This window comes from Pseudarthrobacter sp. TE3704, from assembly GCF_056279405.1.
Window position 1 is genome coordinate 520,723 of record NZ_JBWCCJ010000002.1, and the last position, 16,378, is coordinate 537,100.

Consider the following 16,378-nt stretch of genomic DNA (forward strand, 5'->3'; position numbering starts at 1 on the left):
CCGGCCTCTCATTGACTGCTGTAACGGGCTTACCCGTCCGGTTCTACTGGCGCTGGCCGCCGTGCTGGCAGTTTCGCGTGTTCTTCCGGAAGCTCACCGGTGATTGCCGGGTCATAGCTGCCTTTCGAGTCTACTATTGCCGCAGCCTCCAGTGCCATTCCCCGTATCCTCAGGGCGTCAGCTTTTCCTGATCAGCTTGTGGTTGGCTGCCTGCGCCACAGGCCGGATGACGATCTGGTCCAGGTTGACGTGGTGCGGGGCGGTGACGGCGTAGCGCACCACGTCGGCGACGTCTTCGGCCGTGAGCGGCTTCTCCACTCCCTGGTAGACCTTGTCCGCGGCCTGCCGGTCGCCGAGCCGGTTCAGGGCGAATTCCTCCGTGTAGACGAGGCCGGGGGCAACCTCGATCACGCGGACGTTGTGTTCGGCTTCCTCCAGGCGCAGCGCTCCCGTCATGGCGTGCTGGGCGAACTTCGCCGCGTTGTAGCCGCCGCCACCTTCGTAGGCCGCCAGCGCCGCCGTCGAGGTCAGGTTGAGCACCGTGCCTTCACCGGTGGCCCGCAGCATGGGCAGGAAAGCCCGGGTCAGTTTCATAGTCCCCAGGACGTTGACGCGGTACATCCATTCCCAGTCGTCCGTGCTGGCCCCGCCGATGGTGTCGGCGCCCCTGGCCCCGCCTGCGATATTGATCAAGGTGTCGACGCCGCCGGCTTCGGTGACCCGGGAGAGGAGCCGGGACACGTCGTCGTCCTCGGAAATATCGGCAGGGATGGCCACCGCGCCCGTCTCAGCCGCCAGTGCCGCCAGGCGGTCCCCCCGGCGGGCCACGGCAAAAACGGTCCATCCTGTGGTCCGCAGGGCACGCACGGTGGCTTCCCCAATGCCGCTGCTTGCACCCGTCACCAAAGCTGCCTTGTTCTGCACGTCATCAGTCATGGCACCACCCTAACCGCGCCTGGTCGGCCTCGGCATGGCCCGCTACTCCCGGCTTCGTTCTGTGGGATTGAACAGAGCATGAAAGAATTGCCGAATGGCTGAAGACAAACAGGGTACAGACACGCCCACCACCGCCCCCATTAACGTTCCGGACAAGCCGGCCCTGGAGGGCCTTGAAGCTGCCCTGACGCAGCGCTGGCTGGCAGAAGGGACCTACAAGTTCAACCCGGACACCACCCGGGAGCAGGTCTACTCGATCGACACTCCCCCGCCCACCGCGTCGGGCTCACTGCACGTGGGGCACATGTTCTCCTACACGCAGACGGACGTGCTGGCGCGCTACCAGCGGATGATCGGCAAGAACGTCTTCTATCCCATGGGCTGGGACGACAACGGCCTGCCCACCGAACGCCGGGTGCAGAACTACTACGGCGTCCGCTGCGACCCCTCCATTCCCTACAACGCCGACTACCGTCCGCCGGCGCAGCCCGCCAAGAACCAGCGGGATTTCGACGTGGTCTCCCGCCGGAACTTCATTGAACTGTGCGAAGAACTGGCCGTCGAGGACGAGAAGGTCTTCGAGAACCTCTTCCAGACCCTCGGACTCTCCGTTGACTGGGCGCTGACGTACCGCACCATCGATGACACCTCGCGCGCAGTCTCGCAGCGCGCGTTCCTTGCCAACCTGGCCGCCGGGGATGCCTACATGGCCGAAGCACCCACCCTCTGGGACGTAACGTTCCGTACCGCGGTGGCCCAGGCCGAACTCGAGGACCGTGAAGTTGCGGGGGCCTACTACCGGTACCCGTTCTTCACCGAAGACGGCGAAAAAATCTACATCGAGACCACCCGGCCCGAACTGCTGGCCGCCTGCGCCGCGCTGGTGGCAAATCCCGACGACGAACGGTACCAGCCGCTGTTCGGCAAGAAGGTCACCTCGCCCGTGTTCGGCGTCGAAGTGGAGGTCAAGGCCCATCCGCTCGCAAAGGCCGACAAGGGCTCCGGTATCGCCATGGTGTGCACCTTCGGTGACCTCACCGACGTCACCTGGTGGCGCGAACTCCAGCTGCCCACCCGGGCGATCGTAGGCCGCGACGGACGCATCGTCACAGAGACCCCCGACTGGATCACCACGGACATCGGCCGCGAGGGCTTCGCCGCGATTGCGGGCAAGACCGTCTTCAGCGCGAAGGAAGCAGTGGTCAAGCTGCTGGAGGCTGCCGACCTGCTGGACGGTGAGCCCAAGAAGATCATGCACCCGGTCAACTTCTACGAAAAGGGCGACAAGCCCCTCGAAGTTGTCACCTCACGCCAGTGGTACATCCGCAACGGCGGCCGGGACGAGGACCGCCGGGAGCGCCTGATTGCCCGCGGACATGAAATCGACTTCCACCCCGCCTTCATGCGCTCACGCTACGAGAACTGGATTTCGGGCCTCAACGGCGACTGGCTGGTGTCACGGCAGCGCTTCTTCGGTGTGCCCATCCCCGTCTGGTACCCCCTGGACGCCGACGGCAACCCGGACTACGACGCCCCTATCGTGCCCTCTGATGAGCAGCTGCCGGTGGATCCCGCCGCGGATGCCGCACCCGGCTACGATGAAGCCCAGCGCGACGTCCCGGGAGGCTTCACCGGCGACGCCGATATCCTCGACACCTGGGCAACGTCCTCCCTGACCCCGAACATCGTGGGCGGCTGGCGCCGCGACGAGGAACTGTTCGCCAAGGTGTTCCCGTTCGACCTGCGCCCGCAGGGCCACGACATCATCCGGACCTGGCTCTTCTCCTCCGTTGTCCGTGCGGATGCCCTGGAGAACAGCGCACCGTGGAAGCACGCAGCCATCTCGGGCTGGATCCTGGACCCGGACCGCAAGAAGATGTCCAAGTCCAAGGGCAACGTGGTGGTACCCACGGACGTGCTCGAGGAGTACGGCTCGGATGCCGTCCGCTACTGGGCAGCGTCAGCCCGGCTCGGGGCTGACACGGCCTATGAGATTGCCCAGATGAAGATCGGCCGGCGCCTGGCCATCAAGCTGCTGAACGCATCCAAGTTCGTGCTGAACCTGGGTGCCACCGAGGCATCGGTGCTGTCTGATGACCTGTCGGTCCTCAGCAACCCGCTGGACCGGGCGGTACTGGCCCAGCTGGCCGAGGTTGTGGCCCAGTCCACCAAGGCGTTCGACAACTACGACTACGCCCGTGCGCTGCAGGTCACCGAGAGCTTCTTCTGGCAGTTCACGGACGACTACGTGGAGCTCATCAAGGACCGCGCTTACGGTGCTGCCGGCGAAGCCGAGCAGGCCTCGGTGCTGGCAGCACTGGCCACCACGCTTGACACCCTGCTGCGCCTGTTCGCGCCGTTCCTGCCGTTCGCCACCGAAGAGGTATGGAGCTGGTGGCGGAACGGCTCGGTCCACCGTGCCGAATGGCCTGCAGCGCTGGAGATTCCGGGCGGAGACACCACGATGCTGGCCACGGTGGGCGTTGCACTCAGCGGCGTCCGGAAGGCTAAGTCCGAGGCGAAGGTCAAGCAGCGCACCGAGGTGCTGTCTGCCACCATTACGGCTCCGGAAGCGCTGACCGCACAGCTCCAGGCCGGCCTTTCAGACTTGAAGGCTGCGTCCAACGCCCGGGAAATCACCTTGGTGGCGGGCGAAGGCGAGCTGCTGGTGAGCGACGTGGACCTGGCGGCTTCGGACGAACCTGCCAAAGCATAGGTCCGGGTCCCTGTTTTAGGGCAAAGGGGAAGCCCCATCAGCGTTTTGCCGTTGGTGGGGCTTCGACTTTTCGGCCATTTGGTGACGTCTTTAATGGTCTGGCAGGATCCTCGGATCTTCAGGTCTTCCTACCTCGTCACTGGTAGCTTATATCCGGCTTTGCCGATGGCTGCGTCAGATATATATCACTGAATCTTTGGTTCCTGCGTCCCACTTCTTTCGAAGTGGGTAAGAACCATTGTTGTCCGGGGCAGGGCCAAGCGCAAGGGCCCCGGGAGAACTACAAGCAGGTAGTTCTCCCGGGGCCCTTCGACGTTTACGGCAGGGCCGGGTCAGCTGAATTCCGGGCGTTCCGTGCGGCTGCGCTTCAGCTCGAAGAAGTGCGGGTAGGCGGCCAGGGCGGTGGTGGCGTCCCACAGCTTGCCAGCCTCTTCGCCCCGTGGGATCCGGGTGAGGACGGGGCCGAAGAACGCCGTTCCGTTGAAGGCCACCACCGGCGTGCCGACGTCCTGGCCAACCAGGGAAATGCCTTCCTCGTGGCTTGCCCGGAGCTGGGCATCATAGGCGTCGCTGGCTGCAGCGTCGGCAAGGGACGCCGGGAGGCCGCATTCCGCCAGGGCCTTGGTGATCACGAGTCCCCGGTCCTTCTCGCCGGCGTCGTGGATCAGGCTTCCCATGGCGTCGTACAGGGCCTTGACCGTCTCCCGGCCGTGCTCCTGCTGGGCGGCGATGATGACGCGGACCATGCCCCAGGCGTTATCCATGGATTCCCGGTAGGAGGGTTCCAGGTCGCGTCCTTCATTGAGGACAGCGAGGCTCATCACGTGCCATTGCGTTTCGATGTCGCGGACGCCTTCAACCTCGCCAATCCAGCGGGAAGTAATCCAGGCGAAGGGGCACAGCGGATCAAACCAGAAGTCGGCCTTGTTCTTTACGGATTCAGGCATAGCGGATCCTTCAGGGGCGGGCGGCTGCACAGGGGGCAGCCACGGCTGGCAGGGTGTATTTCGTGCAGTAGCTAGGCGGACTTCCGTCGCTTGGCGGCATGCGGGATCATGGTGGGCTCCGCGCCCTTCAGCACGACGTCCTCGGTGATGACCACACTCGCCACATCCTCGCGGCTGGGGAGATCGAACATCACGGGAAGAAGCACTTCCTCCATGATGGCCCGCAGCCCTCGTGCACCGGTGCCCCGCTCCAGGGCCTGTTCGGCGATGGCATCGAGTGCCGTGTCATCGAAAACCAGTTCCACACCATCGATCTGGAACATCTTCTGGTACTGCTTGACCAAGGCATTCTTGGGCGTGGACAGGATCTGGATCAGGGCGTCCCGGTCCAGGTTGGAGACCGTGGTGATGACGGGGAGCCGGCCGATAAATTCGGGAATCAGGCCGAACTTGAGCAGGTCCTCCGGCATCACTTCGCCGTAGGAATCGACCTTTTTGCTGGCCTCGTTGAGCGGTGCACCAAAACCGATCCCCTTGCGGCCGGAACGCGATCCGATGATCTCCTCCAAGCCGGCGAAGGCGCCTGCGACGATGAACAGGACGTTGGTGGTGTCGATCTGGATGAATTCCTGGTGCGGGTGCTTCCGGCCGCCCTGCGGCGGTACCGAGGCAACGGTGCCCTCCAGTATTTTCAGCAACGCCTGCTGGACACCCTCGCCGGAGACATCGCGGGTGATGGAGGGGTTTTCGCTCTTGCGGGAGATCTTGTCGATCTCGTCAATGTAGATGATGCCTTGTTCGGCCTTTTTGACGTCGTAATCGGCCGCTTGGATGAGCTTGAGGAGGATGTTCTCCACGTCCTCGCCCACATAGCCCGCCTCGGTGAGTGCCGTTGCATCCGCGACGGCGAAAGGTACGTTGAGGCGGCGGGCGAGGGTTTGGGCCAGGTAGGTCTTGCCGCAACCGGTGGGGCCAATCAGCAGGATGTTCGACTTGGCGATTTCGACGTCGTCATGGTGCCCGCCGTCGGCGAGGCTGCCGGACTTGGGGGCGTGGCCGGCCTGGATGCGCTTGTAGTGGTTGTAGACGGCGACGGCCAGGGAACGCTTGGCAGGTTCCTGGCCGATGACGTATTCCTGCAGGAAATCGAAAATCTCACGGGGCTTGGGCAGTTCAAAGCTCCCCAGGTCAGCGACTTCCGCGAGCTCCTCTTCGATGATTTCGTTGCAGAGCTCAATGCACTCATCGCAGATATAGACCCCGGGCCCGGCAATGAGCTTGCGCACCTGCTTCTGGCTCTTTCCACAGAAAGAGCACTTCAGCAGATCCGTGCTCTCGCCAATCCGAGCCATATGTGAACCCCTTAGTATCCTGCTGCCTGGCAGCCTTGCACCGTTGCTGGAATCTATCCCGGCCCGCGAGGGCCGGTTGTGACAACATCCACTCTAGGTCACATTGGCTCCCAAGGGTGGAAGGAAAAGGCCGGTGGGGCCAAATGAACTGGCCCGCACCGGCGCTTTACGTGCTGCTACCTCGTAATTGCCTGAGGTTTGATCTTGCGTGAATCCAGGACCTGGTCGATCAGCCCGTACGCCTGGGCTTCGTCGGCGGTGAGGATTTTGTCACGTTCGATATCGTTGTTGACCTGCTCCGACGTACGGCCCGAGTGGTGGGCCAGGGTGTCTTCAAGCCATGACCGCATGCGCATGACCTCCGCCGCCTGGATCTCCAGGTCTGAGGCCTGTCCGCCCTGGCCGCCGGAGAGGGCGGGCTGGTGGATCAGGACACGGGCGTTGGGCAATGCCAGGCGCTTGCCGGGGGTTCCGGCGGCGAGGAGGACGGCTGCGGCGCTTGCGGCCTGTCCCAGGCAGACGGTCTGGATTTCCGGCCGGATGTACTGCATGGTGTCGTAGATGGCCGTCATGGCGGTGAAGGACCCGCCCGGCGAGTTGATGTAAAGGGTGATGTCGCGGTCCGGGTCGGTGGACTCGAGGACCAGCAGCTGGGCCATGATGTCGTCAGCGGAAGCGTCATCCACCTGCACGCCGAGGAAGATGATGCGGTCCTCGAAGAGCTTGGTGTAGGGGTCCTGGCGCTTGAAGCCGTACGGGGTGCGCTCCTCGAACTGCGGCAGGACGTAGCGGCTGGACGGAAGATTACCGGCGGACCACCCGAAGTTGTAGTTCATGTCATTGCTCCTGATCTGAGTGTTCTTGATGCCGGGTTAGTTCTGTGAGGCAGTCTCGCCGGAGGTGCCGTTGGCGGTGCCGCCGCCGCCGGACACGGAACCTGCATGCGCGGCGATCTTGTCAAAGAAGCCGTACTCGAGGGCCTCGGTGGCCGTGAACCACTTGTCGCGGTCGTTGTCCTTGAGGATGGTATCCACGGTCTGGCCGGTCTGCTCGGCTGTCAGCTCCGCCATGACCTTCTTCATGTGCAGGATGAGTTCTGCCTGGATCTTGATGTCCGAGGCGGTGCCGCCGATGCCGCCCGAAGGCTGGTGCATCAGGACGCGGGCGTTAGGGGTGGCGTACCGCTTGCCCTTGGTGCCGGAGGACAGCAGGAACTGTCCCATGGACGCGGCCAGGCCGGTTGCCACGGTGACGACGTCATTGGGGATGAACTGCATGGTGTCGTAGATGGCCATGCCGGCGGTGACAGAGCCGCCCGGGGAGTTGATGTAGAGGTAGATGTCCTTGTCCGGGTTCTCGGCGGACAGGAGGAGCAGCTGCGAGCAGATGGCGTTCGCGTTGTCGTCCCGCACCTCCGAACCCAGCCAGATGATCCGCTCCTTCAGCAGGCGGTTGTAAATGTAGTTGTCCTGGGCTGCAGGATCGACGGTCGCCATCCGGGGGGCCTCTGGGTGCTGTGACATGTTTACTTACCTCTCGCTGGTGACGGTGACATCACTGAAAATCACTACTTGGACACTAACCGGTTTCACCGACATTTTGTTCGTGCCCCGAGGGCTGTTCGCTGACGGCGCACGATCGGCGGACCAGACGCGCCGGAGCCCTGCCGGAACGCGAACGGCCCCCGGATCTCGCGATCCGGGGGCCGTTCCATGCGTCGTGCGACTAAGCCTTTGCCTCGGCCTTGTCGTCCTCGGCAGCGGTGCCTGTAGCTTCGGCGTCGACAGCTTCGGTGTCGACCGCCTCGGCTTCTGCAGCGGGAGCTTCCTCTTCGCCGCCCGGGCGCACGAAGTCGCTCAGGTCAACAGCATTGCCCTCGGTGTCGGTCACGGTGGCCTGGCCCAGGACGACGGCCAGCGCCTTGCGGCGGCGGACCTCGGAAACCATCATGGGGACCTGGCCGCTCTGATCGATGATCTGGGCGAACTGGTTCGGGTCCATGCCGTACTGGCTGGCGGTGGTGACGATGTAGTCGATCAGCTCGTTCTGGCTGACGTTGACTTCTTCCTTCTCCGCAATGGCGTCGAGGATGATCTCGTTCTGGAAGGCGCGGGCGGTGTTGGCGCGGACCTCTTCACGGTGCTCCTCGGTGTCATGCTCGCCCTCACCGTGGCCGTTGCCCTCCTTGAAGTGGGCTTCGAGCTGCTCTTCGACCACCGAGTCCGGAACAGGAACCTCGACGAGCTCAACGAGCTTGTCCAGGACCTTGTCGCGGGCCTCGACGCCCTGCTCGACGACCTTTGAATCGGCAGCCTGCTTGGCAAGGTCTTCGCGGAGTTCGGCGAGGGTGTCGAACTCGGAAGCCAGCTGGGCGAAGTCGTCGTTCGCTTCGGGCAGCTCGCGCTCCTTGACGGCTTTGACAACGACCTTGACCTGGGCCTCTTCGCCGGCGTGGTCGCCGCCCACCAGGGTGGTGTTGAAGATGGCGTCCTCGTCGGTGCTGAGGCCGGTCACGGCTTCGTCGAGGCCTTCGAGCATGGTGCCGGAGCCAACCTGGTAGGACAGGCCGGCAGCGGAGTCCACGTCCTCGCCGTCGATGGTGGCGGTGATGTCGATGGTGAGGAAGTCACCGTCGGCTGCGGGACGGTCGACGGACTTCAGCGTGCCGAAGCGGCCCCGCAGTTCGTCCAGGGCCTTGTCCACGTCTTCGTCGGACGACTGTGCGGCTGCAACCTCAACCTTGATGCCGGCGTAGTCCGGCAGTTCGATTTCGGGGCGGACGTCAACCTCGGCGGCGAACTTCAGGCCGCCGTCAGTGGCGGAAGGGTCCGGAACCTCGGTGATTTCAACCTCGGGACGGCTCAGGGGGCGGATGCCGGATTCCTGCACGGCAGCCTGGTACCAGCCGTTGAGGCCGTCGTTGATGGCCGTCTCCAGGACGTAGCCGCGGCCGACGCGCTGGTCGATGAGCTTTGCGGGCACCTTGCCCTTACGGAACCCAGGAACCTGGATCTGCGAAGCAACAGTCTTGTAAGCCGAGTCGATGCTGGGCTTCAGTTCCTCAAAGGGAACCTCAACGTTGAGCTTGACCCGCGTGGGGGTGAGGTTCTCGACAGCGCTCTTCACGGTCTAAGTACTCCTGGGTTTGTGGGATGGGTTTCTGCAAACGCAATGTTTTGTCCAGGCCGAGTGGTCCGGGCCGCAGAGTCGGGGTGACAGGATTTGAACCTGCGACTTCCTGCTCCCAAAGCAGGCGCTCTAGCCAAGCTGAGCTACACCCCGTTAGTGCACAGGCAAGTCTACGGTGATACGCGCCGTCTTTGCACATTTGACACGTAGCCCCTGGATTAGGTTTAGTTGTATCCGGCTTGAACAGCCAGCCCGGAGTTTCCCAGCTGCTAATGTTGCAGATGGAGCTTCCTTCGGGGACGTAGCTTAATGGTAAAGCCTCAGTCTTCCAAACTGATTACGCGGGTTCGATTCCCGTCGTCCCCTCTGCGGAACAAACGAAAAAGGCCCCTCACCGAGGGGCCTTTTTATGTTCGGGGCCTTTTTCGTGTTCGGGGCCCTTTTTATGTTTCGGGCCCTTTTGTGTTTCAGGAACGATTTTCAGGCTGACTGCTGGCAGTACGGGCACCAGTACAGCTTGCGGGCAACCAACTCGGCGATCAGCACGGTGGTGCGGCAGACCCTGCACGGCAGCCCGTTGCGCTTGTAGACGAAGTGCGCATCCTCCCGGGCAGGGAACGTATGGGTCTTCACGACGGCGGCGGCCGGCTTCCCGGTGCCCGCTTTCCCGCTGCCAGCCTGCCCGGTGCCCGTCCAGTACTTGGGCGGGGTGGTGATGATCCGGCCGTCGGCCACGCCGTCGTTCATGAGGGACACAACGTCACGCCACAGTTTCCGGGCAGTGGTATCCGGTACGGCAGCCCCAGGCATCCACGGGTCCAGGCGCAGGCGGAAGAGGACCTCGGCGCGGTACACGTTGCCCACACCGGCAATGATCTTCTGGTCCATCAGCAGCGCGGCCACCGGTGTTTTCCGGTTTTGCAGGTTGGCGGCAAAACGGCCGGCATCGCCCCGGAGGTTACGCAATGGGTCGGGCCCCAGCCGTGCGAGCACGGCGTCAGCTTCGGCGGCGGTGATGGTTTCGCAGGTTGTTGCACCGCGCAGGTCAGCCCAGCCGTGGCTGCCGGCAAGACGTACCCGGACCGCGCCGACCGGGGCGGGCGGCCCTGCATAGGGGGCGACGGCGTCGTCTTCCCCGTCGGCGAAGGCCTCCTGCTCGCCTACCCGGCGGGGCGCACCAATGCTCGAAGACCCCGTGAAGGTGCTGTCGCCGCCGAAGCTCCAGGCACCGTACAGGCCCAGGTGGACGTGCAGCACCAATGCGTTGTCGAAGTGCAGGAAGAGGTGCTTCCCGTGGGCTTCGGCGGCGAGCAGCGTATGGCCGTCGAGCAGCGCCGCTCCCCCGCTGAACCTGCCCTGGGGGCTGGTCACGGCGAGGCTTTCCCCGGTGAAAACGTCCCCGAACTGGCGCGCCAGGCGCCGGACCGAATGCCCTTCAGGCACTACTCGACAACCTCGCCGGTGGCCTCGTAGGCGGCGATCTTGCCAATCCTGCGGACGTGCCGCTCGTCGTTGCTGAAAGGCTCGGCCAGGAAGGCTTCGATAAGTTCCGTTGCTTCCTCCACCGTGTGCTGCCGGCCGCCCACGGCCACCACGTTCGCGTCGTTGTGCTCACGGGCCAGGGTAGCCGTGGAGTGGTTCCAGGCGAGGGCTGCCCTGACGCCCTTGACCTTGTTCGCCGCGATCTGCTCACCGTTGCCTGATCCGCCCAACACGATGCCCAGCGCATGGACACCTGCCTGCTGGTCAGCCACTACAGCCAGGGCGGCGTTGATGCAGAAGGACGGGTAGTCGTCCTGGGCGTCGTAGACCTTGGGTCCGTGGTCCACCACTTCGTATCCCTTGGCCGTCAGGTGGGACACGAGGTGGGCGCTAAGCTCCATGCCTGCGTGGTCGGTGGCGATGTGGACCCGCGGGAAGGCAGGGGAAGAGGTCACGAGCAGAATCCGTTCAGTTGGCGGCGCTGGCAGCCGGCACAAGGGGCGCCGGCCCGTAGAACAACACGGACAAGAATACTAGGACTCCGGCAGGCCCGCCGCAGGCGAGGGGCCGCCGCCCCGCCTCGCCCGGGCAGCCACCCGGGTGAGGACTTCGGCCAGGCGGGCGGCCGAGGCCTGGCTCCCGCCGCTCACCGCCAGCCGCTGTCCGTCCGTTTTGCTGACGACGACGGCGGGGCCGCTGCTGACGAGCATGGCGGCGGTTCCACCGTGGTTCCGGTAGCCCCACCCGCCGTAGTCCGCAGCCCGGACATCCGCTGCGCTGGCGGCCGAGATGGATCCGGCGGGAATGTCCATGACCGGCACGACGCCGGCCAGCAGGACTTTCAGCCCGCCGCGGTCCGCCTTGACGCGGGCGCACAGGAAGGCAGCACCAAAAAATGCCACGGCTATGAGCAGGACACCGAGCCAGGGAACTGCTATGCCGATCAGGACCGCCGGGAACACCGAGGCGATGGCAATCATGACGAAGACCGAGCTCCTGGCATGAACCCACAGCCGGATGCTGTCCCGGGTCAGATCCGGGTCCAGCTCCCTGGCAATGGCGGACTGCAGGGCCCTGTCGTCATCCGGGGACCATTGCTGGTCCGCTTTGTAGACGAGGGCCATGATCACACCAAGTGGCAACGCGGCACCGGCGCCGAGCGCAAGGACCGTCAGGTCAACCCGGGAATCACGGGCATCGGCTACACCCGCCTGGCCCACCAGGCCCGCGGCAAGTGCGCTGGTGATGAAGAGGCTCAGGAAAAGCCCGGCGCCCATCATGATGCGCCGCATCAGGACCGGCCTGCCCACCGGTACCGCCTGGCAGAGGACCAGCCAGCCGAAAACCACAATCATCAGCGCTCCCCCGCCCACATAGGCGCCGAAGGGCGCGAAGGCGGCTCCGCCGTCGTCCGTCCAGCGGATGGCGAGCGGCTCGGGGAGGTCCCGCCGCAGCAATGACGCGCCCAGGACGAAAGCGGCCGCCAGGACGACGGGAAACCCGATGGCAAAGCGCAGGGCCTTGGCATCCACCGAATCCAAAAACTTTCCCATGACTTAACGCTACCCCTGGTGCCGGGCCCCTAACCCGTCAGGTGGCGTCACGGGCTGTGACCAGGGCAACTTGCCAAGGGGTCAGCCAATGCAAGAATGATCAGTGCCGGAGCTGGGTACCCCCAGCCGGCAACCGCAACTTTCTGGAGGTCCATTTGCCAGGCATGAACCTGACGCGCGCTGAGGCCCGCGAACGCGCCGAACTCATTACCGTCGAGTCCTATGACGTCCAGCTGGACCTGACAAGGGGCGGGGAGGTTTTCGGGAGCACCACCACCGTAAAGTTCAGCGCGAAGCCTGGCTCCTCCACCTTCATCGATGCCGTGACCCGCACCGTGCACAGCGTGACGCTCAACGGCCGCAGCCTGGACCCGGCCTCGGTGGCGGACGGCGTGCGCATCCAGCTGCCCGGCCTGCAGGAAACCAATGAGCTCACCGTCGTTGCCGATGCGCCGTACATGAATACCGGCGAAGGGCTGCACCGCTTCGTGGACCCGGTGGACAACGAGGTCTACCTGTACACGCAGTTCGAGGTTCCCGATTCACGCCGGATGTTCGCCGTTTTCGAGCAGCCGGACCTGAAGGCGACGTTCGCATTCACCGTAACGGCACCATCCCACTGGGACGTCATCTCGAACTCCCCCACCCCCGAGCCGGCGCAGGCCACGCCGGGCGACGACGGCGGCGCCCGCTCCACCTGGACCTTCCCTGCCACGCCGCGGCTGTCCTCCTACGTCACGGCGCTGATTGCGGGCCCGTACCAGTCGGTGCGCAGCGAGGTGGCCAGCTCAGACGGGCGGGTGATCCCGCTGGGCGTCTTCGCACGGAAATCGCTCATGCAGTACCTGGATGCGGACAACATCTTCGAACTGACCCGGCAGGGTTTTGCCTTCTTCGAAGAGCAGTTCGGCTGCCCCTACCCCTTTGCGAAGTACGACCAGCTGTTCGTCCCGGAGTTCAATGCCGGGGCCATGGAAAACGCCGGTGCCGTGACCATCCTGGAAGGCTACATTTTCCGCGGAAAGGTCACCGGCGCACAGGTTGAACGCCGTGCCATCACCGTCCTGCACGAACTCGCGCACATGTGGTTCGGGGACCTCGTGACGATGCGCTGGTGGAACGACCTGTGGCTCAATGAATCGTTCGCGGAGTACATGTCCCACCTTGCGGCGGTGGAAGCCACCTCCTTCACCAGCGCGTGGACCACCTTCGCCTCGGTGGAAAAATCCTGGGCCTACCGTCAGGACCAGCTGCCCACCACCCACCCGATCTTCGCCGAGATCAACGACCTGCAGGACGTCGAGGTGAACTTCGACGGCATCACCTATGCCAAGGGTGCATCCGTCCTCCGCCAGCTGGTGGCATGGGTGGGGCCGGAGCAGTTTATGGCGGGCGTCCGTGAATACTTCGCCAAGCACTCCTGGCAGAACACCGAACTGGGCGACCTCATGGTGGAACTGGAGAAGGCCAGCGGGCGGGACCTGGATGACTGGGGACGGCAATGGCTTGAAACTGCCGGGGTGAACACCCTCGCCCCGGAGCTGGAAGCTGATGCCGACGGTTCGCTGCGCTCCTTCACCATCGTCCAGTCCGCGGTGGAGGAATGGCCCAGCATCCGCCCGCACAGGCTCGCCGTGGGCTTCTACAACCTCAACGCTGCCGGAAAACTCGAGCGGGTGCACCGCGAGGAACTGGACGTCGACGGCGAACGCACCGACGTTCCCGGGCTGGTGGGCCTGCCCCAGCCGGACCTCATCCTGGTCAACGACGACGACCTCGCCTACGCCAAGGTCCGGCTGGACCCGAAGTCACTGGCAACGGCCACGGCACACCTCAAGGACTTCCAGGACAGCCTGCCGCGCACCCTGGTCTGGAATTCCGCCTGGGATGCAGCCCGTGACGGCGAGACCCCGGCCCGGAAGTACGTGGAGCTCATCCTCTCCAACGTGGCGGCGGAGACAGACTCCTCGGTGATCCTGGTACAGCTCCGCCAGCTCGCCACCACACTGAACTTCTACGTGGCCGAAGAGCACCGCGAGGCTGCCACGGCAGCCGCGGCGGACAGGCTCTGGGACCTCGCCTCCGGGGTGCCCGGCGGGTCCGACGCGCAGCTGCAGTTCGTGAAGTCCTTTGCGCTGCTGGCCGGCAGCGCGGCCCACCTGGACAGCGTGGCAGGGCTGCTGGACGGATCGGCAGTCCTGGAAGGACTGGCCGTCGACCAGGACCTGCGCTGGGAGCTCGTGGCTTCCCTCGTTGCCGGCGGCCGGATGGAACAGGAGGGGATCGACGCCGAACTGGCGCGCGACAACACCTCCAGCGGCCAGAACGCGGCGGCTCTGGCCAAGGCCGCCATCCCCACCCCCGAGGCGAAGGCCGCGGCCTGGGACTCCATCGTGGTCAAGGGCGAACTGTCCAACGCCCTGCAGGGGTCGGCGGTGACCGGCTTCATGCGGGTCCTCGACCGGTCGCTGCTGGAACCCTACGCGGAGAAGTACTTCGAGGCGGTGCCGGGCATCGTCGAGAACCGCACGCACGCACTCGCCCAGCAGATCGTCGTCGGGCTCTACCCCGCGCTGCTGACCACCCAGGCCACCGTTGACCGTACGGACGGCTTCCTGGAAGCCCTGCCGCCAGAGAGTGCCGCGCTGCGGCGGATGATGCTGGAAAACCGCGACGGCGTTGCCCGGGCACTGCGCGCACGGGCCGCGGATGGCAGCGGGGACGGGAAGGGAAACGCATGAGCCTGTCTGAGCACCGCTACGGCCTGGCCGTGGAGTGGACCGGCAACCTGGGTCACGGGACGTCGTCCTACCGCGGCTACTCACGTGACCATGACGTGGTCATTCCCGGCTTGCCGGTCCTGAAGGGATCCGCTGACCCCACCTTCCATGGCGACCGCGAGCGGTACAACCCCGAGCAGCTGCTCCTGGCCGCCCTGGCCCAGTGCCATCTGCTCTCATACCTGCACGTGGCAGTCAAACACGGGGTAGTGGTGACCGCCTACCGGGACGAGGCCTCCGGCCTGATGCGGCTGAACCGGGACGGCAGCGGCCAGTTCGAGCGGGTGACGCTGCGTCCCCATGTCACAGTCGCCGACGCCAGCCAGGTGGAGCTGGCCGGCCGGCTCCACCACGAGGCCAACCAGGTCTGTTTCATCGCCCGCAGCGTGAACTTTCCCGTGGACCACGAACCGGAAACGGCGGTGGCTTAGGCAGCCAGTCTGCTGACAAGGCGGGCCTCCGTCTCCGGCGCCAGTCCCGCCTTGCGGGGCCGGGCCAGCCCGCGGGCGCGTTCATCCCGGAGCGTGTCCTCCAGGGTTTCCTGCCACGGCCGCAGCACCAGGCCGGCCGCCCGGGCGGCCTGGTTGCTGCGCGCCATGAAGCCTTCATGGTCCGGAGGAAGCCAGAGCGGCAGGGAATCGGGTCCCGCCCAGTACACCACTCCTTGACCCACCAGCCACGCTTCCGGTGCAGGCACCACGGAGCCGGTATGGCCGGTTATGTGGCGGGATGCGCCCACGTACTGGCCGAACGGCACCTGGTCCCCCACGGCGTTGAGCACGCCGCTGGTTCCCTGTTCCGCGGCGAGCAGGATCCAGGCTGCAAGGTCGCGGACGTCGATGACCTGCGTAGGATCCGCGTCAATGTCCGGAACGATGACGGGCCCGCTGTCCCGGGCGAAGCGGCCCGGCCAGTAGCCGTACCGGTCGGAAGCGTCCCCGGGACCGCCAATGAGCCCTGCGCGGCAGAGGTGGACCCTGCCGACCATTGCCCCGAGGGTGGCTTCCTCAATTGCCACCTTGGATTCACCGTAGTTCTCCGCTGTTGACTGCGCTCCGGGCGGCAGTGCAGGCAGAAGGGCCGCGTCCTCCGCCGCGCCCGGCACGCAATGGTTGGCATACACGGAACAGCTGGAAACAAAAGTCCAGTGGCCTGCCCGCTGTGCAAGGGCATCCAGGGCACCCTGTGCGGGGTCCGGATCGCGGGCAACCTCGACGACGGCATCCCAGTCCCCCGACACACCGGCGTAGGGGTTCGCGTCCAGTGAACGGTCGGCCCTGATCCAGGCCGCACCGCTGGGCGGCTGAACCGCTGATCCGCGGGCCAGGCACGCGACATGGTGCCCGGCCGCCACTGCCTGGCCGGCGATTTCTGCGGACAGGAAGGCGGTTCCGCCGAGGACAAGGATGCGCATGGCCCCACGCTACGGCGCTAGGGTTAAGACAGAACAGAGGCTTCCGCCCCGGCATAACCGGCGCTGAAG

The 16,378-nt window shown here is 65.1% G+C and carries 13 protein-coding genes and 2 tRNA genes; 4 read left to right on the top strand and 11 right to left on the bottom strand.

What is annotated here, in order from left to right; translation table 11 throughout:
- Positions 1–177 precede the first annotated feature (177 nt).
- The gene (locus tag ACZ9BC_RS06390) at positions 178–936 is read right to left on the bottom strand and encodes an SDR family oxidoreductase (protein ID WP_476245208.1); all 759 of its coding nucleotides are present in this window, start codon (positions 934–936) and stop codon (positions 178–180) included.
- Between the two features lie 94 nt (positions 937–1,030).
- On the opposite strand from ACZ9BC_RS06390, the gene valS reads away from it, so the two are divergent.
- On the top strand, positions 1,031–3,652 hold the full coding sequence (valS, locus tag ACZ9BC_RS06395) for a valine--tRNA ligase (protein ID WP_476245209.1): 2,622 nt from the start codon (positions 1,031–1,033) through the stop codon (positions 3,650–3,652).
- Positions 3,653–3,984: 332 nt separating this feature from the next.
- Here valS and ACZ9BC_RS06400 read toward each other — a convergent pair whose 3' ends face one another.
- The 6 genes from ACZ9BC_RS06400 to ACZ9BC_RS06425 form a co-directional block, all read right to left on the bottom strand.
- Positions 3,985–4,599: a mycothiol-dependent nitroreductase Rv2466c family protein gene (locus ACZ9BC_RS06400; protein WP_476245210.1), complete on the bottom strand. Its 615-nt coding sequence runs from the start codon at positions 4,597–4,599 to the stop codon at positions 3,985–3,987.
- Between the two features lie 71 nt (positions 4,600–4,670).
- The gene (clpX, locus tag ACZ9BC_RS06405) at positions 4,671–5,951 is read right to left on the bottom strand and encodes an ATP-dependent Clp protease ATP-binding subunit ClpX (protein WP_079596336.1); all 1,281 of its coding nucleotides are present in this window, start codon (positions 5,949–5,951) and stop codon (positions 4,671–4,673) included.
- 176 nt (positions 5,952–6,127) lie between these two features.
- A complete protein-coding gene (locus ACZ9BC_RS06410; RefSeq protein WP_079596337.1) occupies positions 6,128–6,787 on the bottom strand; it encodes an ATP-dependent Clp protease proteolytic subunit in 660 nt (219 codons plus the stop codon).
- Between the two features lie 36 nt (positions 6,788–6,823).
- Positions 6,824–7,447, bottom strand: a complete 624-nt coding sequence (locus ACZ9BC_RS06415) for an ATP-dependent Clp protease proteolytic subunit (RefSeq protein ID WP_079596338.1) — start codon at positions 7,445–7,447, stop codon at positions 6,824–6,826.
- A 229-nt stretch (positions 7,448–7,676) separates the two neighbouring features.
- Positions 7,677–9,077, bottom strand: coding sequence for a trigger factor (gene tig / locus ACZ9BC_RS06420; protein WP_476245211.1), 1,401 nt, complete (start codon positions 9,075–9,077; stop codon positions 7,677–7,679).
- Positions 9,078–9,158: 81 nt separating this feature from the next.
- Positions 9,159–9,233: transfer RNA gene (locus ACZ9BC_RS06425), tRNA-Pro, on the bottom strand.
- Positions 9,234–9,375: 142 nt separating this feature from the next.
- Here ACZ9BC_RS06425 and ACZ9BC_RS06430 point away from each other — a divergent pair.
- Positions 9,376–9,446 (top strand) — tRNA-Gly (locus tag ACZ9BC_RS06430).
- A gap of 114 nt (positions 9,447–9,560) precedes the next feature.
- On the opposite strand, the gene ACZ9BC_RS06435 is transcribed toward ACZ9BC_RS06430, so the two are convergent.
- The 3 genes from ACZ9BC_RS06435 to ACZ9BC_RS06445 all read right to left on the bottom strand — a co-directional run bounded on the left by ACZ9BC_RS06435 (position 9,561) and on the right by ACZ9BC_RS06445 (position 12,115).
- On the bottom strand, positions 9,561–10,523 hold the full coding sequence (locus ACZ9BC_RS06435; RefSeq protein ID WP_476245212.1) for an Fpg/Nei family DNA glycosylase: 963 nt from the start codon (positions 10,521–10,523) through the stop codon (positions 9,561–9,563).
- Positions 10,523–11,017, bottom strand: a complete 495-nt coding sequence (locus ACZ9BC_RS06440) for a ribose-5-phosphate isomerase (RefSeq protein WP_079596341.1) — start codon at positions 11,015–11,017, stop codon at positions 10,523–10,525. The genes ACZ9BC_RS06435 and ACZ9BC_RS06440 overlap by 1 nt, the downstream gene beginning before the upstream one ends.
- A 78-nt stretch (positions 11,018–11,095) precedes the next feature.
- Positions 11,096–12,115 (bottom strand): hypothetical protein, encoded by a 1,020-nt coding sequence (locus ACZ9BC_RS06445; RefSeq protein WP_476245213.1) that lies wholly within the window; start codon positions 12,113–12,115, stop codon positions 11,096–11,098.
- A 164-nt stretch (positions 12,116–12,279) separates the two neighbouring features.
- Between ACZ9BC_RS06445 and pepN the strand changes: the two genes are divergently transcribed.
- Together pepN and ACZ9BC_RS06455 are read left to right on the top strand one after the other, a co-directional pair.
- Positions 12,280–14,856, top strand: a complete 2,577-nt coding sequence (gene pepN, locus ACZ9BC_RS06450; protein ID WP_476245214.1) for an aminopeptidase N — start codon at positions 12,280–12,282, stop codon at positions 14,854–14,856.
- Positions 14,853–15,326 carry an OsmC family protein gene (locus ACZ9BC_RS06455; RefSeq protein ID WP_476245215.1) on the top strand — a complete coding sequence of 158 codons (474 nt, stop codon included), beginning with the start codon at positions 14,853–14,855 and terminating at the stop codon, positions 15,324–15,326. Before pepN ends, ACZ9BC_RS06455 begins: the two co-directional genes overlap by 4 nt.
- On the opposite strand, the gene ACZ9BC_RS06460 is transcribed toward ACZ9BC_RS06455, so the two are convergent.
- Positions 15,323–16,309: a Rossmann-fold NAD(P)-binding domain-containing protein gene (locus ACZ9BC_RS06460; protein ID WP_476245216.1), complete on the bottom strand. Its 987-nt coding sequence runs from the start codon at positions 16,307–16,309 to the stop codon at positions 15,323–15,325. The genes ACZ9BC_RS06455 and ACZ9BC_RS06460 overlap by 4 nt on opposite strands.
- Positions 16,310–16,378: the final 69 nt, after the last annotated feature.

Excerpts from the sequence above, each read along its gene's own strand:
- ACZ9BC_RS06390 (WP_476245208.1), bottom strand. The coding sequence starts at position 936 with ATGACTGATGACGTGCAGAACAAGGCAGCTTTGGTGACGGGTGCAAGC.
- valS (WP_476245209.1), top strand. The coding sequence starts at position 1,031 with ATGGCTGAAGACAAACAGGGTACAGACACGCCCACCACCGCCCCCATT.
- ACZ9BC_RS06400 (WP_476245210.1), bottom strand. The coding sequence starts at position 4,599 with ATGCCTGAATCCGTAAAGAACAAGGCCGACTTCTGGTTTGATCCGCTG.
- clpX (WP_079596336.1), bottom strand. The coding sequence starts at position 5,951 with ATGGCTCGGATTGGCGAGAGCACGGATCTGCTGAAGTGCTCTTTCTGT.
- ACZ9BC_RS06410 (WP_079596337.1), bottom strand. The coding sequence starts at position 6,787 with ATGAACTACAACTTCGGGTGGTCCGCCGGTAATCTTCCGTCCAGCCGC.
- ACZ9BC_RS06415 (WP_079596338.1), bottom strand. The coding sequence starts at position 7,447 with ATGGCGACCGTCGATCCTGCAGCCCAGGACAACTACATTTACAACCGC.
- ACZ9BC_RS06445 (WP_476245213.1), bottom strand. The coding sequence starts at position 12,115 with ATGGGAAAGTTTTTGGATTCGGTGGATGCCAAGGCCCTGCGCTTTGCC.
- pepN (WP_476245214.1), top strand. The coding sequence starts at position 12,280 with ATGAACCTGACGCGCGCTGAGGCCCGCGAACGCGCCGAACTCATTACC.
- ACZ9BC_RS06455 (WP_476245215.1), top strand. The coding sequence starts at position 14,853 with ATGAGCCTGTCTGAGCACCGCTACGGCCTGGCCGTGGAGTGGACCGGC.
- ACZ9BC_RS06460 (WP_476245216.1), bottom strand. The coding sequence starts at position 16,309 with ATGCGCATCCTTGTCCTCGGCGGAACCGCCTTCCTGTCCGCAGAAATC.